Genomic DNA, 19,042 nt, shown 5'->3' with positions numbered 1-19,042 from the left:
GAAGTAGAACACAAAAGTTCTCACCATAGTGCCGCAAGATTTAACTTTCCCATATTTCTTGTAGTGAATTAGGTGCGTGAGCATGGGCGAAGAAGTCAGGGAAGTTAAAGTTCTTGAAAAGCCCTGGGTTGAAAAGTATAGACCACAAAGGCTTGACGATATAGTTGGACAGGAACATATCGTCAAGAGGCTTAAACACTACGTTAAGACTGGTTCAATGCCTCACCTACTCTTTGCTGGACCACCAGGTGTTGGAAAGTGTCTTACTGGAGAAGCAAAAGTCATAGTTAACGGCGAGCTAACTACAATAGGGGAGCTCGTTGAGAGGATATCTGGAGGCAGATTCGGGCCAACACCTGTCAAAGGTCTTGTAGTTCTTGGTATTGACGAAGACGGTAAGATTAAGGAGCTGCCTGTGGAGTACGTTTACAAGGATAGAACAAACGAGTTAGTCAGAATAAGAACGAAACTCGGAAGGGAGCTCAAGGTAACACCCTATCACCCTCTCCTCGTTAACAGGAAAGATGGTAAAATCGAATGGGTGAAAGCCGAGGAGCTAAGGCCCGGTGACAAGCTAGCTGTTCCGCGCTTTCTCCCTGTGATCCTCGAGGAGGATCCTCTCGCGGAATGGCTCGGATACTTCATGGGAAGTGGTTATGCCAATATGCAGAGCAACGTTATAATATTCACAAACACGAACACGAGGCTTAGAAGACGCTTCATGGAGCTAACAGAGAAGCTCTTCCCCGATGCAAAGATAAGAGAGAAGACCCGGGAAAACCGCACACCTTATGTCTACGTGAACTCAAAGAAGGCCAAGGAACTAGTTAAAAACCTTGGTCTCGTTGGTAAAAAGGCCGATAAGATTTACATACCTCCCCAGGGATGGAAGGGCCTGCGCTCCTTCCTAAGGGCATACTTTGATTGTGACGCCAGTGTTGAGAAAGATGGCATAGTTCTCTCCACCGCCAGCAAAGAAATGGCAGAGCAGATTTCATACGCCTTATCCGGACTAGGAATCATAAGCAGAGTTAAAGAAAGGCATGAAAAGGGACGCTCCCATTATTACGTGGTAATCTCTGGCCAGAACAATGTTTCGCGCTTCTTAACCGAAGTTGGCTTCTCAGTGGAAGATAAGAGAAAGAAGGCAGAAACCCTTATAAGAGGCTCTAATCAGAACATTGGCTACCTTTACATCGATAGAGAGTTGATCTCTTACGTTAGGAACAAACTCAGGCTAACATTCCACGAGAACAAGGCTCACTGGAGCCCTGAGGAAGCTAGAAAGATATCATGGGAACTAATGAAGGAGATATATCACCGCCTCAGCGAGCTTGAGAGATTGGAAAATGCCCTGTCTAGGAGTCTCATAATCGACTGGGAAGAGATTCGGAAGAGAAAGGAAGAAATAGCCAAAAAGACAGGAATAAGGGTAGATAGAATTCTTAAGTATATAAAGGGCGAGAGAAGGCCAAGTTTAAGGAACTACCTGAAAATAGCAGAGGCACTTGGAATTGATATGAAGGAAACCGTAGAAGCAATGCGCCTCTTTGCTAGGAAGTATTCCAGCTATGCAGAAATTGGAAGACTCGTTGGGATGTGGAACTCAAGCGTCAAGGGAATCCTTGAAGGCAACACAGAGAGGATAGATGTCCTTGAAGAGATTAGGAAAGCAGAGCTGAAACTCCTTAGGGACATACTGAGTGATGAAAAACTTAAGAGAGGAATAGCTTACCTGATCTTCCTAAACCAAAATGAACTTCTATGGGATGAGATAGTTGAGATTGAGAAGCTTAAGGGGGACTTCATAATCTATGACCTGCACGTTCCTGGTTACCACAACTTCATAGGTGGGAACCTCCCAACGGTTCTCCACAACACAACTGCTGCTTTGGCCCTTGCTAGGGAGCTTTTCGGCGAGAACTGGCGCCACAACTTCCTTGAGCTGAATGCGAGCGATGAGCGCGGGATAAACGTTATTAGAGAGAAAGTAAAGGAATTCGCTAGGACTAAGCCCATAGGCGGAGCAAGCTTCAAAATAATATTCCTCGACGAGGCAGATGCACTGACGCAGGATGCCCAGCAGGCCCTGAGGAGGACTATGGAAATGTTCTCCATCAACGTGAGGTTTATACTCAGCTGCAACTACTCCTCCAAGATAATTGAGCCCATACAGAGCAGATGTGCAATCTTCCGCTTTAGACCCTTGAGGGATGAAGATATAGCAAAAAGGCTGAAGTTCATAGCTGAAAATGAAGGATTGGAATTAACAGAGGAGGGACTCCAAGCGATTCTGTATATAGCGGAAGGAGATATGAGAAGAGCTATAAACATACTGCAAGCCGCAGCAGCTTTAGACAAGAAAATAACAGATGAAAATGTTTTTATGGTTGCTAGCAGGGCAAGGCCCGAGGATGTTAGGCAGATGATGCTCCTAGCACTCGAAGGAAACTTCCTCAAAGCTAGGGAAAAACTCAGAGAGATACTTCTGAAACAGGGGTTGAGCGGAGAAGACGTCTTGGTTCAGATGCACAAGGAAGTGTTCAACCTACCAATATCAGAGCCCAAAAAAGTCCAGCTCGCAGACAAAATAGGAGAGTACAACTTCAGACTCGTTGAAGGTGCAAATGAAATGATACAGCTTGAAGCCTTGCTAGCCCAGTTCACGCTAATAGGGAAGAAGTGATGAAACATGCCAGAGCTTCCCTGGGTTGAGAAGTATAGACCGAAGAGATTAAGTGAAATAGTTAACCAAGAGCAGGCTATAGAGAAAGTTAAAGCGTGGATAGAAAGCTGGCTTCATGGGAATCCTCCAAAAAAGAAAGCATTACTCTTAGCTGGGCCTCCAGGGAGCGGAAAAACAACTACAGTTTACGCCATAGCTAACGAGTACAACTTCGAAGTCATAGAGCTAAATGCAAGTGACGAAAGAACTTACGAGAAAATAGCAAGGTACGTTCAAGCGGCATACACTATGGATATATTTGGAAAAAGGAGAAAGCTGATATTCTTAGATGAGGCAGATAACATAGAACCAAGTGGAGCGAAAGAGATAGCCAAATTAATTGATAAGGCAAGAAATCCCATAATAATGGCAGCAAACAAGTATTGGGAAGTTCCAAAGGAAATCAGAGAGAAAGCAGAGTTAGTCGAGTACAAAAGACTCACCCAGAGAGACCTAATGACAGCAATGGTTAGAATACTGAAAAAAGAGGGAATAACAATTCCAAAAGAAATTCTCGTTGAAATAGCAAAAAGAGCCAGTGGAGACCTCAGAGCGGCAATAAATGACCTGCAAACAGTAGCAATTGGTGGAATTGAAGATGCAAAGCAAATACTTGCATATAGAGACGTCGAAAAGACTGTATTTCAAGCACTTGGTCTCGTTTTCTCAAGTGATAATGCAAAAAAGGCCAAAATGGCACTCTGGAACCTTGACATGTCTCCCGACGAATTCTTACTCTGGGTTGACGAAAACATTCCCCATATGTATCTTAGGCCGGAAGAGATGGCAAAGGCATACGATGCAATAAGCAGGGCAGATATATACCTAGGAAGGGCCTCCAGAACCGGAAACTACTCCCTGTGGAAGTACGCTATAGATATGATGACCGCCGGAGTGGCTGTCGCCGGAACTAAGAAAAGAGGATTTGCAAAGTTTTATCCACCAAACACCTTAAAGATACTGGCAGAGAGCAAAGAGGAGAGATCAACAAGGGACTCCATACTGAAAAAAATAATGAAAGAGATGCACATGAGCAAGCTTGAGGCCCTTGAAACAATGAAGATACTAAGGACGATATTCGAAAATAACTTGGATCTAGCAGCCCACTTTACAGTTTTCTTGGGGCTTAGTGAAAAAGAAGTTGAATTCTTAGCTGGAAAGGATAATGCAGGCACAATTTGGGGAAAGGCTCTAGCAATAAGGAGAAAACTCAAGCTCACTAAAGCTGAGGAAGAAAAAGAAATAGAAGAGCATGAAGAGGAGGGAGAGGTAGAAGAAGCAGAGGAGGAAGTCGAGGAGGAAAATATTGAGAAGAAGGAAGAGGAAGAGAAAAAAGAAGCTAAAGAAGAAAAACCAAAAGAGAAGAAGAAAGGAAAGCAAGTTACACTCTTCGACTTTATTAAGAAGAAATAAGACTAGTCCCTTCCTCCGTTTTTATTTAAATCCAATAGGGTTTCCTCATATATACAGCCCTCTTGAATATCTCTACAAGCTCCGCATCACTTGCACCTCTCCTCATAGGTCCAAGAATGTCTATCAAGTCATCTTTTCGAAGCAGGCATGTCTTTAGGTAACCATCGGCAGTAAGTCTTAATCTAGTACAGTTCATACAGAATACAGTATTATGCATCGACCTAACTACTTCAACCTCCACAACTTTTCCATCCACTGGTAGGAAGTACTTCCTCCTTCTATGCATTCTCCGCTCCCTTATCTCAACGGCAATCTTTTCAAATTCCTCCTCGAGGGGTTTTAAAGGATAAAAGAAATCCCTAAAAAACTGAGAGTTTTCCATCTCCCTGGGAACCTCTATCTCTATCAACTGAAGAATTGCCCCAACGTCGCCAGCAAACTTTATCATATCCCAGATTTCGTCATCATTTATTCCCCTCATGACGACCATGTTTAGCTTTACCGGATAGAACAGCTTTACGGCTTTCTTAATTCCTTTTATAACCTGATCAAGAACGTCAAAACCTGTTATCATCTTATACTTCTTTCTGTCAAGTGTATCAAGACTTATGTTAACCCTATCAAGCCCAGCTTCTTTGAGGTCATCTGCCAGTGTGTACAGCGTAGTTCCGTTCGTGGTTAAAGACAAGTCTATCACATAGGGCCTTATCCTCTTCACGATTTCGACTATGTCTTTCCTTATTGTTGGTTCTCCTCCCGTGAGCTTAACTTTTTTGATTCCTAATCGAGAAGCTATCCTAACTATCCTCTCTATTTCCTCAGGAGTCATTCTCCGCTCTCCATCAAGCTGACCTTCCCTATGGCAGTAAAAGCAGTTGAGATTACACTCTTTTGTTAAAGATATTCGAAGGTTAGTAACAGGCCTTCCGAATCTGTCTATGAACATTGCAACCTCCTAAGAAGGACAGGTGAAATGATAAAAATAAGCCTTTGCGTTAATGGTTTTGTTTAATCTCAACATCGGCACAGACCTTGTAGACATGGGGCTTGTAGTCGGCAATCTTCTTGACGTTAACAGTACACTCCTTTCCCTGAAGCCTACATTCTTCAACTATCCTCTTTTTAAACACCTCAATTTCATCCTCATGGACAAAATCATAATAGTGGAGAAATTTTCGTGCCTTGGAGAGAACTATACTTAGAGCATCAACGCCCTTTGGTGTCGGGCTGATGACCCTATCAAATTCGGGCAGTTTTTGGAGAACTTCAAATACATCTCCCTTAATTAAGTTAATCCTCCCCTTCAATCTTTTTTCATTCAGCTTTATATTTTCGTATCCGAGCTTTACAGCCTCCGGGTTAAGCTCAACAGCTGTAATATCAACTTTCTTATATCTAGCTATTACCAGTGCATAGGGAAGAACACCTGCAAAAGGTATAAGGATCTTCTCTCCATCATTCACAAGTTGCGCTATTCTATACCTTTCTCCCTTCATTCTTGGGTTAAAGAAAACTTTAGAAAGGTCAACTTTTATCAGAACGCCGTTTTCCTTGTGAACTGTCTCAAGCCTATTTTCTCCCCATACAACTTCAAGTCTCCTAACCCTAAACTCGCCCTCATGGAATCCTCTACGTGCAATGACCCTAACCTCTGGATAAAGTTTTTTTATTGCGTTGGCTATTTCCCTCACCTTTTCTTTAAGGTCTTCTGGCATTGTAAGTATTGCTATATCCCCCACTATATCCAACCGACCGAGTCTTTCCACGATATTTTTGGGTAATAGATCCTCAAGATTCTTATATATCTGCCTCTCAGGCCTTCTAGGAGCATCTAAAGGAAGAATTTCTAGGTTCAACTGTTTAGCCTTTTCAATGTCCGTTATTGGAAAGTAAACAAATTCATTATCCCTCAAGGCCTTTCTTTTTCCATCAAGAATCTTATTCTTCTTTAAGATTTCTAGAATCTCCCTCGCCTTTTTCTTCGGGACTTTCACTACCGCCAACCCTGCGCACCTCCAGCAGACCAAAGAGCCCTTGAGGAGATATTATGCCTAGCAACTCTTCTGCTGTTGCTTCAGGAAATTCTTCTCTAAGGACATTGAACTCTTTTTCTCCAATAATGTCGGGATTAGCGTGTAATATTAGCATTCCTCCTCTCATGACTACGTGGTCTTTGAGATTAAAGAGAAACTTAGCAACGGCCTTAAATTCGTTGTACAGGAGAAGGAATTCGAGACAGTCTATTATTATAATCCCGCCCCTATTTTCCAAGAGGAACTTTAGGGAAACATCCAACAGTCTATGTAAATCTGTTGGACTTACCCCACTTCCAACTCTACTTATCCACACTACTTCGGCATTCTTGTACTTTTCCACAGAAGATTTTATTCTGGTCAACAATAGAAATCTTATCTGTAATTTGTCCAGAGTTTTGACAATGAACTTTATTTCTTCCTCACTTCTAACTATAAACGCCCCACCTTTTCTTTCTCTTGTTTCAGAAAATTCGGATATATACTCTATAGCCTTCACTATTAAAGCAAAATATGAGATGAATATTAGAATTGCAGCATAAATCCAGTAGTTTCCATGGTACATCGCCTCCAAAACTATAAACACTCCAGAAGATGAAAACAGAAAGAGAGATAACATAACCATCCTTGCAAATCTTTTTATCTCCCCAACTAACTGTCTCTCTAACGTAAGTATATGCAATGAAATTAGTAGGGGGAGAAATATAACAACTAAACCAGCTATTATACCTATCATCTTCACCATTTTGAGTTTGTATACATAGAGTGTTAATAGATTTATTGGTGAGGATCTCCTCTAAGACAACTGAAATCTTGATATATTTTATGAAAGAAAATATAGTATGGGGGAGAATATTGATTGAGGAATTAAAGAAAGTCCGAGAATTACATAGGAATTTTGAAGGAATACTGCCACGTATAGGAAATGAAAAATCAATATTGGAAGAGGCATATCAAACAATAAATGAGGAAATTAGACTAATATCCCAAATAGCTGACAACGGCTTCAAGATAGGCAAAGATTTTGAAAACACAGTAAAAGAAACATTAAGACTAATGATTCAAATGAAAGGGATGATAGAAGAAGCCATGCTAAATACTGAAGACTTGAATAAGTTTCAATTTTCAATAAAAAAGATTATCCAGTTTAACAGAAATTACGACTATTTGATAACCGAAAACCTCAACTCAATGATAACTTACGCGGAATTCATTGGACTAATTAAGGAGGGAGGCATACCCTCTTCAATTCTCGAAAAAATATCAAATGTTGAGAAAATCTTTGAAAGATTTGAAGCATTAATAAAGTTCTTAAAGTATCTCTATCATAGGCCTTCAGACGTTTTCAAAGTCGAGTTTTCAATTAGAAAATTAAACGAAATGGGGCTTAAATGGATTGAAATTTGGCACTTAGAAAAGGAAACTGGAATTTCGAGGGATGAAATAGTGGATATCCTTGATGGTCTAGCTCTCATTGGAGTAATTGAAAGAATGGAAAGAGGTGGTGAAAGTGTCTACAGACTCAGAGATCTCGGTGAGGATTAGGGGAATTTATAGTACGGCCCTTACAAAGCTGCTAATGGATAAGGGGTTTAAGATTGTCCAACCAAGTGACGTTATAGCAGAGAGGCTAGGAATTGAGAAGAGCTTTGAGGACTTCGACGTAGATATTTATGATAAAAACCATGGGATAACTATGGTTGGAACTGGAGTTGAGGAGGTTAGAAAAGCCCTCGAAGAGGAGTTAATTGATGTCTTCTTCAGAAAGCTCCCCTATAAGTTGTACGGGATATATAAAGGCATAGTAGTGAAAAGAGACGACAGATATGTCTACGTTGACATAGGAAATGCCATTGGAACTGTACTCATTGAAGAGCTTCCAGATGCTGTAGAGGGGGATGAGGTTGTAGTTCAAGTAAAAAAACACAATGTTCTTCCCCACCTAAGCGTTCTCATAACCATACCTGGAGACTACGCAGTCTTAATACCAAAGCCAATTGGTGTGCAAAGACATGTTAAGATATCAAGAAAGATTAGAGATCCAGAAGAAAGGGAAAGGCTTAGGATTTTAGGACTTAGTGTAGATCTCGGAGAATGGGGAGTTCTTTGGAGAACAGCCGCTGCGTATAAGGAGTGGAACGTTTTAAGGGATGAACTAGTTAGACTCTCAAAAATAGCTGATAAGCTAAAAGAAGCCGAGAAATACTCCGCCCCTGCAGAAATCGTTGAAGGCAGAGAAATTTACGAAGTAGAATTCGGTGGAGGAGCAAAGAAAAAGCTTGATGAGATAAGGAACAAAGTCGTCCCAACTATAGAGGGACACCATCAATTTAAATCCTATGACCCAGAATTCACGCTTGCCGTGGAAGTTGCGGAGGGGATATTGGCAAAGATACCCTCCCAAAGACAGAAGATTAGCGAGGGGTTTATAGAGGCAGTAATTCAAAACAAAGGGCCAAAGGTTGGATGGCTATTTACGCTGAACCACGTAAAGCCAGATGGACAGGTAATAAAAATAGGGCCAGGGGAGATAATAGAGGTTTCAACCAATCCGCTAAAAGTCAAAATTAAGAGATTTCTAAAGCCAGAGAAGCTGTATGATGGACTAGGGGTTCCTATAGAGCATGGAGATTATGCAATAACCGAAATAGAAGCTGGAAAATGGTGGTTCGTTCATAGATATTATGACAAGGAAGGAAACCTGAAAGGAGAGTTCTACAACATAAACACTCCAGTAGAAATCTACCCAGACAGGGCGAGATACATAGACTTAGAAGTTGACATAGTTAAGTGGCCAGATGGAAAAAAAGAGATAATAGATAAGGAAAAACTCAAGGAACACTACGAAGATGGAATAATAAGCGAAAAGCTTTACAAGGCGACTCTCAAAATAGCCAAAGAAGTCTACGACAGAGTTTAATCCTCCCTATTTTTCCAATTTTCAACCTCAACATCCTCTAGCCCTTTGTCAGTTATTTTAAAGTACACTATTCCCCCCTCTGGCCTCAACCTGTGCCTCTCTAAGACTGCAATTCTAACCCCAACCCTAAGCTTCTCAAATCTCAGAATATCCTTCGTCCTGTACCCAAGAGTGTGCTCGGCTATTGGCTTGAGTTCTCCGCTTGATGAATCATAATACACCTGATTTACAACTATAACTGCAACATTTTTCTTCCTCGCTATCCACTGAAGAACTTGAAGTTGCTTCGCTATTTCCCCATAATCCCTTCCTTCAGCCCTATAGTGGGCGGTTAAGGAATCAACAACAACTAAAGAGAATTTCTCATTAATAATTGTCTTCAGCTTTGAGATTATTTTCCTCTGCTCGTTTAAATCCATAGGTTCAAAAATTAAAAACTTCTCAAGGGCTCTCTGTGGATCAATTCCCCTTGCCTCGGCCATTTGAGAAAGTCTTTCTGGGGAAAAACCACCTTCCGTATCAACGTATGCAACCTTACCCTCGTTTAGCAATCCAACTTGCATAGCAAAAGTTGTTTTGCCCGTAGCAAAGGGGCCATACACCTGCAAAATAACACCCTTAGCAACTCCACCAGCCAAAAGCCTATCTAACCCCTTAACTCCAGTAGTTAGCAACATTTCTTTACCCTCAAACTTCGAAACCCTCATAAGGCTTTAGGTCCTTTACAAGAACCCAAACCCTCCTTTTTATGAGCTCTTGTTTAAAGTTCTCAACATTATTTGGCCCATATGTTCCATAGTGCATTGGAACGACTATTCTAGGCTTTATTATATCAATGATATCTACAGCCTCTCTCTCGCTTGCAGTGGATCTACCACCTATCGGAACCAGAAGAACATCCACTTTCCCTCTAAGCTGTTTAAATGTCGGACTGTAATATGTATCTCCAAGATGGGCAACATTTTTCTCACCTTTTATTAGGTATCCCAGGGGGTATTGGCTGGTAGGATGCTCTGTATAAAATGCTTCAACTTTAACATCACCAAGCTCAATTTCTTGACCTGCTTCAATCTCTCTGACTTTTGTGAGTCCATCACTAATTGCCATTAGGTATACTGTCTTTGGCCCTATGACCTCGGCGTCGTTAAGTTTTGCTATCAAAGGAGTTTTCCCATAATGATCCATGTGCTCATGAGTTATTAGGATGTAATCTACTTTCTCCATTCTGTCTTCATCAACATCTGGATAAGGATCTATTAGGATACTCACTCCTTCAGTTTTAATTAAAAAACAAGCGTGTCCATACCAAACTATCTTCATTGGCTAAGCCTCCAGGGATTTTATTCTCAACATATAACTTAAAAGTTGTGGTTAGCGAGAAGAGAAGAAGTCCTCTAAACTTATGATTTTCTTCCTCTTTGGCTTTTCTTTTGCCTTTTTCTTAGGTCTATTATCGGAATCCTTCTTGTTCTCAGCATTATTTGACCTAAAGTTCTCCAATAGTCCACCACTACTTACATGACCGGTTCTCTCCCTTATCATTCTCTGGCAAATATCGTTTGGATTAACAACCAATGTCAGCTGAGTTTCCGGGAATAAATGCTCAAACAAGGCATCTATGTCCTTCTCCGTTAGGCAAATTCTCTGTCTCGTGTAATTCTTAACCTTATACTCCGTAACAAGCATCTTAGCGGTTCCTAGGTATTTCTCAATAGCTCCCTTACTTACCGTGAGAACTATCTTTCCACCACATACTGGACACTTACCTCCCATAGGAGGTCTTCTAAACTTGGTATTACATTTAACACAGCGGAACTCTTGCCTTGTAAAGCTTCTCAAATTACCTCTCAGATCTGGAATTAAATGAGAATTAAGAACTGTTTCGGCAACATAGTTCTCATCAACAGCTCTAATCCTTCTTGCAAGGTTCAATTGCCTCCTAACTTTTTCTTCCATATCCTCCAACTGCTTGTAGAGGCTCATTTTGGGACCAAGTGCTATATCATCTGTATCATGAGTAAACTTTATTCCATAGTACATTTCAGGCTTTCCTAGTCTATCTTCAACCCTCTCAATTACTCCAACTAGCTCTTTTGGAGACTTAAGTTCATAAGTAGCTTCATAAAACTCAAGTGGATAATATCTAACTATGTCCATATTATGAACCTCGCTATCAACTTCTCTCGGATCAAGCCGAGTAGTAATGACCAAAGGAGCATCCATTTTTCCACCACGCTTCTCTGGAAGATAGTAGCGGGAGAAGTTAAGGAGAGCATCTAAAAGGAGCATTACAGCATCTTCATCCCCATCACACTGGTGAACCAAAATTCCTTCATTGACTATAACATTGTGATAATCCTTGGCACTTAGTGAGAATACAAACTTCTCCTTTGGCTTAAGGTACTTAATTTTTTCAACCCTAACAACCCATCCAGTTTCTTGCGAAATAAGATTTTTCCCATTTGGAATCTCGACTTTGCGCTTACTATCGAGACCAATACTGTCAAGGAACTTTAGATAGTGCTCACCCGTGATTTTTAGTGAATACACTGAATCTTTGCCCACTGCATAGTGACCCAGGATGCCAAATTTTGAGATTAACAGAAGTTCAATGTCCTCGAGTAATAATCTGTTGTCGGCATAAACAATTGCACTCGAAGTTTCCTCCACGACTTCTCCTTTGTACTTAAAGTATGCCCTAAGGAATTCGGCAACGAGTTCTGGAGCAAGAGAGAACATAAAAGCTGGAACTCTCTTAGTGTCAGTACTCTCTCCAGCCTTGAGTAGTTTTACAAGGAGCAAGTGAACAACCTTAGAGTTTATTACCACCTTATTATCTTTGCTCTCTACTTCAATATTACCACCAAAGGCCAGTCCAAGTGACCTCACCAAATCTTCTCTTCCAGCATCACTCTCTATCAAGAACTCAATCCCATTGGGACTCTTAGTATATCCCCTAGCAAGATAGTAGCCAAGTACTCGTAAGAAGGGCTTCATTGGAATAAAGCGACTTATTTCAACGTCATCATCCTTTAAGAAAAGTTTACAGTCTGGAACTTCATCAAGGGGTATCTTTAAATCCTTAAGAATTCTGAGAAGCTTTGAAACTGGTAGTGAGTCCCCAACAATATTTGCTCCTTTCGAGCGAAGCCAGGGGACAATGCCCCTAACAACAATCCCATCCCAAATCTCACTGAACTCTTCAGATGAAAGAATTTCTAAAACGTCAATTTTCTCAGCATTCTCGCTTGGAAGTTCAAGCCTTGGAATCAGGATTAAATCGCCTTCTCTAACTTCAAAAGCCTTTTTCTCAATGAATTTCCCATTCTCGTAAACTAGAACTGGATGATCCACAGTAGTCTCAAAACTCCTGCCAAGCTCAAGCTCAAATCTAATGAGATGATCCGTGGTTGGTGCCTTTATGACATCATCGATCTCAGTAAGGACAACCTTATTGCTCACTGGGTCATAGGAATACACCTTAACGTTCTTTTTGGGCTTTCTCCTAACATAGACCATTTTCTCATAACTCTCATCTTCGAAAAGCTCGTAAAGTTCACGAATTGTTATTCTAGCTGGCTTTCCATCTACTTGAACTAAAATTCTCGTGTCCCCAGGGAAGCAGTTTCTTCTTTTAGCCGCATGGAAGTAAGGATGGGCATATCCAACTAATGCATCAACGAATCCTATTATCCTCCCTACTATTCCTGCGGACGTATGGGGAGCAAGTCCTATAACAAGATGCCCTATAAGATCTTCCATCTTCTCCGCATTGTAGAATCTTGGTAGGCCATAGAATTTCTCAAGCAGGTCATCTACAAAATTAGCAACCCTTAATAAGTATTTTCCAGCTTCTTTTGAGAGAATTATATCTTGTGGCTTAAGCTCCAGGATCTGATCCTCACTAACTAGTGGTTTACCCTCAAAGTCATGCGTATATCCAAGTTCTCTCAGCTTATCTACTGAAACTCCAATTTCTCTTGGTTTGAAGTGAGTTATTGGAGCATCTGTTGCATCGAATCTTATCGTCCCGTCTTTGAACACATAAACTTCATTTTTAGCTCTGAGAAGTCCTTTTTCGAGAGGTTCAGCCATTTTCCAGCCAGATGTCATTCCCATGACGCCTTTCAACTTGTCTACTCCATAAACCTTAACGTTCTCCATTGCCCTGTTCAGAAGCTCAGATGGCTTTATCTTCCTCTTAGCAAAGGGTTTGAGCTTAATGTTACACTTTGGACAAGTGTAATCGTATCCCTTAGCCTGCTCCTCCGGATACTCAGCTTTACACTTTGGGCATGTCCATAGCAACTCTTTTCTTGTTCCACATCTTGGGCAAATATGTTCAGGACCAACGTGACCGCACTTCGGACACTTAAAGAAGGCTATTTCAACTTCCGCTATTTTACCCTCCTCGGCCGCCTTCTTTATATCTCTTGAAGATCCACCAGCCAAACCAATTGGGAACAGAACTTGAACTGGTGGTTTCATTTTTCTCTCCTTAGCTTTCTCTGGTCTTCCCATTCTAGCACCAATCCAGCTGATTCCCCTATCTCTAAGTTTAATGTCATTATTTTCATTTATTATATCTATAACCGTGAACATTGGCTTTGCTTTGAATTCCCACTCTAAATTGCCAAGAGGTGTTAGAAGAGCTGCACTCCATGGATACTCAATGATAACAACTCCATCACTAAGAGTATGAGGCAATCCGAGAAGTTCCAGATATCTCTTAGCCTTTCCAAGAGACTCTAAGGAGATTTTAATCTTTTTTGCGAGTCTAATTCCTCGAAAGCTGTCCCATTCAATCTCAGCATTATCTTTAAGTATCCTCCACAACTCTTCTACATCTTCAGGTTCCAAGGAGTTCCAATAGAGTGTGTAGTAAGGATGGAGCGGAATGTCTAATATTTTGGAAAAGTGAATGGCAAGCTCAATTGGAGGCTTAACCCTTAAAGGGTCATAAAGCATTTTGAAGAGGAAGTCCTTATCCACGTCAAGGTAATCAGCTGCTTCTTCAACGGCATCTTTAGAGTTTTCTTCAAAAGGCCTCAATTCAACCTCATAGATATCTTTCACAGCTTTAACAAACTCCTGAATCCACCACTCTTCAACATAATTGGCAGGAAGAAGAGTCTGGTTGTTCTCAACAAAGTCTCCAAAAGCTATTATTGCGTCACCTAGGTAGAGAATTTCCTCAACATTATCCCGTATCTTTAGGGCAAGCTGATAATCATCAACTCTCACAACGCTTCCATCCTTGAGCTTAACTATTGGACCTTCTGCAGTCGTTGAGGGTGTAACAACGGCTCCCTTCCCTGGCCTTTCGGTCTTCATTTGAGTCCCAATAGCTAAGAACTCATCAACAAGTATCATTGTTGCAGGATTAATGCTCCATGTAGCAAAACCACTTACCCTGCTTCTGCCATAGCGAAGCCTAAATCCACCATTTGAAGAAGGACCTGCAAATAATGGCCTTCCGCCTATGATTTCCTTAGCATACTTATCACTCGGAGCAATTTCACTCCTGAACTTTTCATAGAGCTCATAGTAAAACCCCTTCTCAACTTCAACCCTAAGTTCTTCAACGGCAGTCTCTGCTTGAGAAGTATTCTCACTTTTCTCCTCTTTATCCTCTTTCCCTTCTCCCTTTTCTTTTGCTTCAACGAATTCCTTGAGCCAGTCCCATCCCTCAATGCCCATCTTGTCAATATACTTCACAAGCTTCTTTGCCTTCTGGAGAACACCCTCGGCCAGTACCAGGATAGCTCCACCTCTTAACTGGTTAGTTTCAACACCTGGAACATCCCTATGAGACACCTCAACGTCATCTGTAGCTTCGCCAGTAATCTCTATTGGAATATTTTTCATAGCAAGTCTAACTTCTTCGGGAGATGGATGATACTGCAATCTAGTAACAGCTCTGTGATAGAGGTCTACCTCCTCAACCATTCTTTCTATATGCTTTTCACTTGGTTTAAATCTGTCCAGACCAAGCTTCTTTCTAACATAGTCTCCTACGAGAACACTAAGAGCTTGAGCGGTTCCACCCGAACTTCTTATTGGACCAGCATAGTAGAGGGCTAGATACTCAGAGTTATCAGCCCAGGTGTTCCTCTTTATTTTAACATCAGCTATACCCTCTATTGGAGCCGAAACTATCCCCTCGGTAAGAATTGCAAGTGCCGTTCTAACAGCCTGCTCGGCATACTTTTCTTTGCTTCCAAAATCACCAAACTTGCCTTCTATAATTTCATCAACTATTTTAAGAGCAGCTATTTCCTTACCGTATTCCTTCACCAACTCCCTTATTCTCTTAGCTACACCAGGTGGACCAACCAAGCTCTCAACTCTTCCAGCCATGTCAGTGGCTTGAGGAATTTCAACATCTAGTGAGGGATCCTTTCCCTGAGCTCTCGCCTTTTTTGCTATTTCATATGCCCTATCAATTTCCTTTTGAAGCATTTCAAAATACTCTTCAATTTCTTTTGGAAGCTCCATCAGCACCACCTGCTAAAATCAAGAACCTTAACAACTTTTGCACTCTCGACATCTACAACCGGAACCTTTGCAGGTGTAGGGACTATATTTACCATCTTCTGAAACTCTGTCTGAGCCTGCCACGTCGCAGAATTCACAAGTTGGACTCCCCTATATGTTACCGCATCATAAACATGAACATGGCCCATCTGAACTAGGTCGGGAACATCTTCAATGACAAGAAGATCCTCCGGATCGGGAGCTATTGGAACTTTCTCTCCAAAGGTTGGAGCCAGGTGTCTCATTTTAAGAAGTTCAATCATTGGTAGGCCAGGTTTGTGATGAGTGAGTCCAGGGACATTTGCAACAACATCTTCAATGCCCCTACCGTGGGCTATTAGAAAGTCCCTACCATGTAATCTTATTACTGCAGGATTACTTATTATTACAGCGTTCTTAAGCTTGTATATAGGCTTTGCATACTCCTCATAGAACTCTGGTTGAGGAATTGCTGGCCTGGCGGCATCGTGATTTCCAGGTCCAATGAACATCGTTATATGATCAGGAACATTTGCCAATAGATTGGCAAGAGCCTCGTACTGATCAAATATATCTGGGATTATTAAGTCAGAGTACTGGCCAGGATAAACACCAATACCATCTACAACATCACCCGCTATTATAAGGTACTTTACCCTGCTCACAATTTCCTCTTCCTCCTTACTTTCAACATAACCATTCAGCCACTCGAGGAACTTCATAAAGGCCTTCTCGCAGAATTCCTTACTTCCAACGTGAATATCACTTATTAGGATAGCGTATACTTTTTCCTCCAAGGGTGGCTTTTGCTTCCTATACAGTGGAACATCCGGAAGATAGAATCTATTTGCAAAGAATAAACCTTTCTTAGAATAGAAACCTTTAAATGCAACCACGGCATCAGGTAGAACTTTGAAAGCTTCCCTGTAGTCTTCGGAATCCTTTGGAAGGAACACCTTAACAACACCTGTCTGGTCTTCTATTTCAAATATTAGCCCTTTGTTCGTTTCTCTTTTACTGTTGACAAGTCCTATTATCGTAACTTCTTCATCCCCCTTAACATACTTAAGCTTCCCAATATCAACAACAGTATTAAGTTCAGGATTTTCTCTTAAGATTCTCCTTAGCTTTCTAAGTCTGCTCCGGAATAGGGATGTATAAGCCTCAACGATGATTTCACCCTCTTTCCCACTCCCATTTTTTGGTTTTGGAGGCTTAAGTTTGAAGTTTCTTATATCAAACTTTATCTCGTACTCGGGGGTTATTTTAGCAAACTTGAATTCGGGATTCGGTTGAATGACAAAATCTTCATAGAGAGAGTACTCCTTCTCCTCGACTATTTCCTCGGGCTCGTATACCATTGGCAATCCATATTTATCAGCTACGACAGCTACACCATTCCCATTTTCTTCCTCACTCTCAAATTCACTTCCATTGGAAGGAACGCTTGCAACTTCCTCAACAGTTTCTATAATTTCTGCTTCTTCTCCCTCTGCAACCCCTTCACTTCCAGTGGAAATAGAACTCTCCCCCTGGAATATCTCCTCAGAGATCTTTGATTCAACGCTTGAAGAGGGCTGTTCACTCATTTCTATGGAGGGTTCTCCAGTGGAAATAGAACTCTGCATTTCAGAAGTACTAGTTTCTTCAGATATATTATCCTCTCCAAGAGAGACTAAACTTTTTTCAACAGGAGTTCCACTGGAAATATAAGAGGGTTTTGTTTCCACTGGAACTTCAAGCTCTTTTAATTTAAGAAACTCAGAAGCTACTAGGTCATCAATTATAAAAGTCCCTTTAGTCTTTGCAAATTTTATTAGCTCAGATAGAGAAAAATTCTGCTTTCTAAAGTGCTCAGCAAGGAGATAATAAGCTGAAGGGGTTATGAGGTAGTTATTTTTGATTAAAGCCCTCACAAACTCATCCATTAAATCAACCTCCGCTGACCACTTTCAAAAGATATCGTAAGCAGGGGCTGGATTGTATAGTCATATCTGAATACATTCCTAATTTTATATGGGGTAACATTTAGCCTTATCTCTTTTGTCCTCCCATACCTTCCCTTACTAACGACCTTTGCATTTATGATGCCCAACATATCAAGCTCATTTATAAGATCACTAATTCTCCTTTGAGTTAGGGGTTCTAAGTCAAGATGTTCACAGAGCTCTCTATACACAGAGTACACCTCACCTGTATTCGCTGGTAACTCCCCATTTTCGTCCAGAAGAACTATAGCATATAAGAGAACCTTTGACTGAAGCGGAAGCGTTTTTATAACTTCTTCCATCATATCTTGTTCTATCTTTTCTTGAGCCTTCCATACATGTTTCTCAGTAACTTTACTAGCACCTTCCCTTTCTGCAATTTCTCCAGCAACTCTTAACAAGTCTAAAGCCTTCCTCGCATCTCCATGTTCTCTAGCTGCAAGAGCTGCACACAGGGGAATCACGCTCTCATCTAGAACTCCAGGATAAAACGCCTCCTCAGCTCTCTGTGTTAGTATATCCCTAAGCTGAGTCGCATCATATGGAGGGAACACTACTTCTTCCTCACTAAGGCTTGAGAGGACTCTTGGATCAAGATACTCCTTAAACTTCAAGTCATTAGATATTCCAATAACGCTAACCTTCGCTCTCTTCAACTCGGTGTTTATTCTCGTTAATGAGTACAGAACTTCATCTCCACTCTTCTTTACAAGCTTGTCAATCTCATCAAGAACAATAATGACGAACCTCTCTTTCATGTCTATCACTTGTTTAAGCTTCGCATAAACTTCATCCGTCGGCCAGCCCACGAGAGGAACCTCAATTCCAGTCTCATGCTTGAAGTGATTGACAATGTTAGCTAGAACCCTGTAGTGAGTATCAACGATCTCGCAGTTTATGTATATGACATCAACTGGAATGTTATATTTTTTGGAGATTTTCTTAAGCTCTTCAGTCACAAATTTTACAGTCACGGTCTTTCCAGTCCCTGTCTTCCCATAAACGAAAATGTTCGATGGAGTCTCACCCCTAAGAACAGGAACTAGTATCTGTGCTAGCGTCTCTATCTGCTCATGTCTGTGAGGTAGGTCTCTTGGAGTATAGCTATGTCTAAGTACCTCTTTGTTCTTGAATATCTTCCTTGCCTTGAGCAGTCTTTCAAAGAGCTTATCCAGGTGTAACTGTTCACCTTCGTTCATTGATGTCCCTCCAGTGGAAATTATGCTTTTTAATTACATGACCTGTGTTTCCAGTGGAAATGGAACACATATTGTTAAATAGACACCATTAAATATGACATTAAGTTATACTCAAATCCCCCATATGACATATATATTTAAGTCTTTCCACACGAACCACACGAACCAGTGGAAAGCAACGTTGATATCTCACTGAGAGTTTTTATGCTTTGCTTAAACATTCACATGTCAAATATATAATTGAGTAT

The 19,042-nt window shown here is 41.1% G+C and carries 12 protein-coding genes; 4 read left to right on the top strand and 8 right to left on the bottom strand.

What is annotated here, in order from left to right; genetic code table 11:
• Nucleotides 1-82 precede the first annotated feature (82 nt).
• Entirely contained in the window at nt 83-2,686 is a 2,604-nt protein-coding gene (locus PY04_RS01300; protein WP_014733375.1) for a replication factor C small subunit, read from the top strand.
• A gap of 6 nt (nt 2,687-2,692) precedes the next feature.
• Nucleotides 2,693-4,138, top strand: coding sequence for a replication factor C large subunit (locus PY04_RS01295; RefSeq protein WP_014733374.1), 1,446 nt, complete (start codon nt 2,693-2,695; stop codon nt 4,136-4,138).
• A gap of 25 nt (nt 4,139-4,163) precedes the next feature.
• On the opposite strand, the gene moaA is transcribed toward PY04_RS01295, so the two are convergent.
• From moaA to PY04_RS09355, 3 genes are read right to left on the bottom strand one after another with little or no spacing between them, the layout of a single operon-like run.
• Entirely contained in the window at nt 4,164-5,084 is a 921-nt protein-coding gene (gene moaA, locus PY04_RS01290; RefSeq protein ID WP_014733373.1) for a GTP 3',8-cyclase MoaA, read from the bottom strand.
• A 49-nt stretch (nt 5,085-5,133) separates the two neighbouring features.
• Nucleotides 5,134-6,141 (bottom strand): class I SAM-dependent methyltransferase family protein, encoded by a 1,008-nt coding sequence (locus tag PY04_RS01285; RefSeq protein WP_048055878.1) that lies wholly within the window; start codon nt 6,139-6,141, stop codon nt 5,134-5,136.
• Nucleotides 6,077-6,916 carry a DUF835 domain-containing protein gene (locus tag PY04_RS09355; RefSeq protein ID WP_081482809.1) on the bottom strand — a complete coding sequence of 280 codons (840 nt, stop codon included), beginning with the start codon at nt 6,914-6,916 and terminating at the stop codon, nt 6,077-6,079. Before PY04_RS09355 ends, PY04_RS01285 begins: the two co-directional genes overlap by 65 nt.
• An 80-nt stretch (nt 6,917-6,996) precedes the next feature.
• On the opposite strand from PY04_RS09355, the gene PY04_RS01275 reads away from it, so the two are divergent.
• Nucleotides 6,997-7,716, top strand: a complete 720-nt coding sequence (locus tag PY04_RS01275) for a hypothetical protein (protein ID WP_014733370.1) — start codon at nt 6,997-6,999, stop codon at nt 7,714-7,716.
• Nucleotides 7,682-9,091, top strand: coding sequence for a ribonuclease E/G (locus tag PY04_RS01270; RefSeq protein ID WP_048055877.1), 1,410 nt, complete (start codon nt 7,682-7,684; stop codon nt 9,089-9,091). The genes PY04_RS01275 and PY04_RS01270 overlap by 35 nt, the downstream gene beginning before the upstream one ends.
• Here PY04_RS01270 and radB read toward each other — a convergent pair.
• The 5 genes from radB to PY04_RS01245 are packed head-to-tail and all read right to left on the bottom strand — an operon-like array spanning nt 9,088 to nt 18,794.
• Nucleotides 9,088-9,798 carry a DNA repair and recombination protein RadB gene (gene radB / locus PY04_RS01265; RefSeq protein WP_048055876.1) on the bottom strand — a complete coding sequence of 237 codons (711 nt, stop codon included), beginning with the start codon at nt 9,796-9,798 and terminating at the stop codon, nt 9,088-9,090. The genes PY04_RS01270 and radB overlap by 4 nt on opposite strands.
• Nucleotides 9,779-10,411 carry an MBL fold metallo-hydrolase gene (locus PY04_RS01260; RefSeq protein ID WP_014733367.1) on the bottom strand — a complete coding sequence of 211 codons (633 nt, stop codon included), beginning with the start codon at nt 10,409-10,411 and terminating at the stop codon, nt 9,779-9,781. The genes radB and PY04_RS01260 overlap by 20 nt, the downstream gene beginning before the upstream one ends.
• A gap of 51 nt (nt 10,412-10,462) precedes the next feature.
• On the bottom strand, nt 10,463-15,589 hold the full coding sequence (locus PY04_RS01255; RefSeq protein ID WP_014733366.1) for a DNA-directed DNA polymerase II large subunit: 5,127 nt from the start codon (nt 15,587-15,589) through the stop codon (nt 10,463-10,465).
• The gene (locus PY04_RS01250; protein WP_014733365.1) at nt 15,589-17,535 is read right to left on the bottom strand and encodes a DNA-directed DNA polymerase II small subunit; all 1,947 of its coding nucleotides are present in this window, start codon (nt 17,533-17,535) and stop codon (nt 15,589-15,591) included. Before PY04_RS01250 ends, PY04_RS01255 begins: the two co-directional genes overlap by 1 nt.
• Nucleotides 17,535-18,794: an ORC1-type DNA replication protein gene (locus tag PY04_RS01245; RefSeq protein ID WP_014733364.1), complete on the bottom strand. Its 1,260-nt coding sequence runs from the start codon at nt 18,792-18,794 to the stop codon at nt 17,535-17,537. Before PY04_RS01245 ends, PY04_RS01250 begins: the two co-directional genes overlap by 1 nt.
• Between the last annotated feature and the right edge of the window lie 248 nt (nt 18,795-19,042).

Source organism: Pyrococcus sp. ST04 (assembly GCF_000263735.1).
Lineage (GTDB): Archaea > Methanobacteriota_B > Thermococci > Thermococcales > Thermococcaceae > Pyrococcus.
The sequence above is the reverse complement of the archived record's forward strand: the minus strand, read 5'-3'. Positions and strand labels throughout refer to the sequence as shown.

Excerpts from the sequence above, each read along its gene's own strand:
- PY04_RS01300 (WP_014733375.1), top strand. The coding sequence starts at position 83 with ATGGGCGAAGAAGTCAGGGAAGTTAAAGTTCTTGAAAAGCCCTGGGTT.
- PY04_RS01295 (WP_014733374.1), top strand. The coding sequence starts at position 2,693 with ATGCCAGAGCTTCCCTGGGTTGAGAAGTATAGACCGAAGAGATTAAGT.
- moaA (WP_014733373.1), bottom strand. The coding sequence starts at position 5,084 with ATGTTCATAGACAGATTCGGAAGGCCTGTTACTAACCTTCGAATATCT.
- PY04_RS09355 (WP_081482809.1), bottom strand. The coding sequence starts at position 6,916 with ATGGTGAAGATGATAGGTATAATAGCTGGTTTAGTTGTTATATTTCTC.
- PY04_RS01275 (WP_014733370.1), top strand. The coding sequence starts at position 6,997 with ATGAAAGAAAATATAGTATGGGGGAGAATATTGATTGAGGAATTAAAG.
- radB (WP_048055876.1), bottom strand. The coding sequence starts at position 9,798 with ATGAGGGTTTCGAAGTTTGAGGGTAAAGAAATGTTGCTAACTACTGGA.
- PY04_RS01260 (WP_014733367.1), bottom strand. The coding sequence starts at position 10,411 with ATGAAGATAGTTTGGTATGGACACGCTTGTTTTTTAATTAAAACTGAA.
- PY04_RS01255 (WP_014733366.1), bottom strand. The coding sequence starts at position 15,589 with ATGGAGCTTCCAAAAGAAATTGAAGAGTATTTTGAAATGCTTCAAAAG.
- PY04_RS01250 (WP_014733365.1), bottom strand. The coding sequence starts at position 17,535 with ATGGATGAGTTTGTGAGGGCTTTAATCAAAAATAACTACCTCATAACC.
- PY04_RS01245 (WP_014733364.1), bottom strand. The coding sequence starts at position 18,794 with ATGAACGAAGGTGAACAGTTACACCTGGATAAGCTCTTTGAAAGACTG.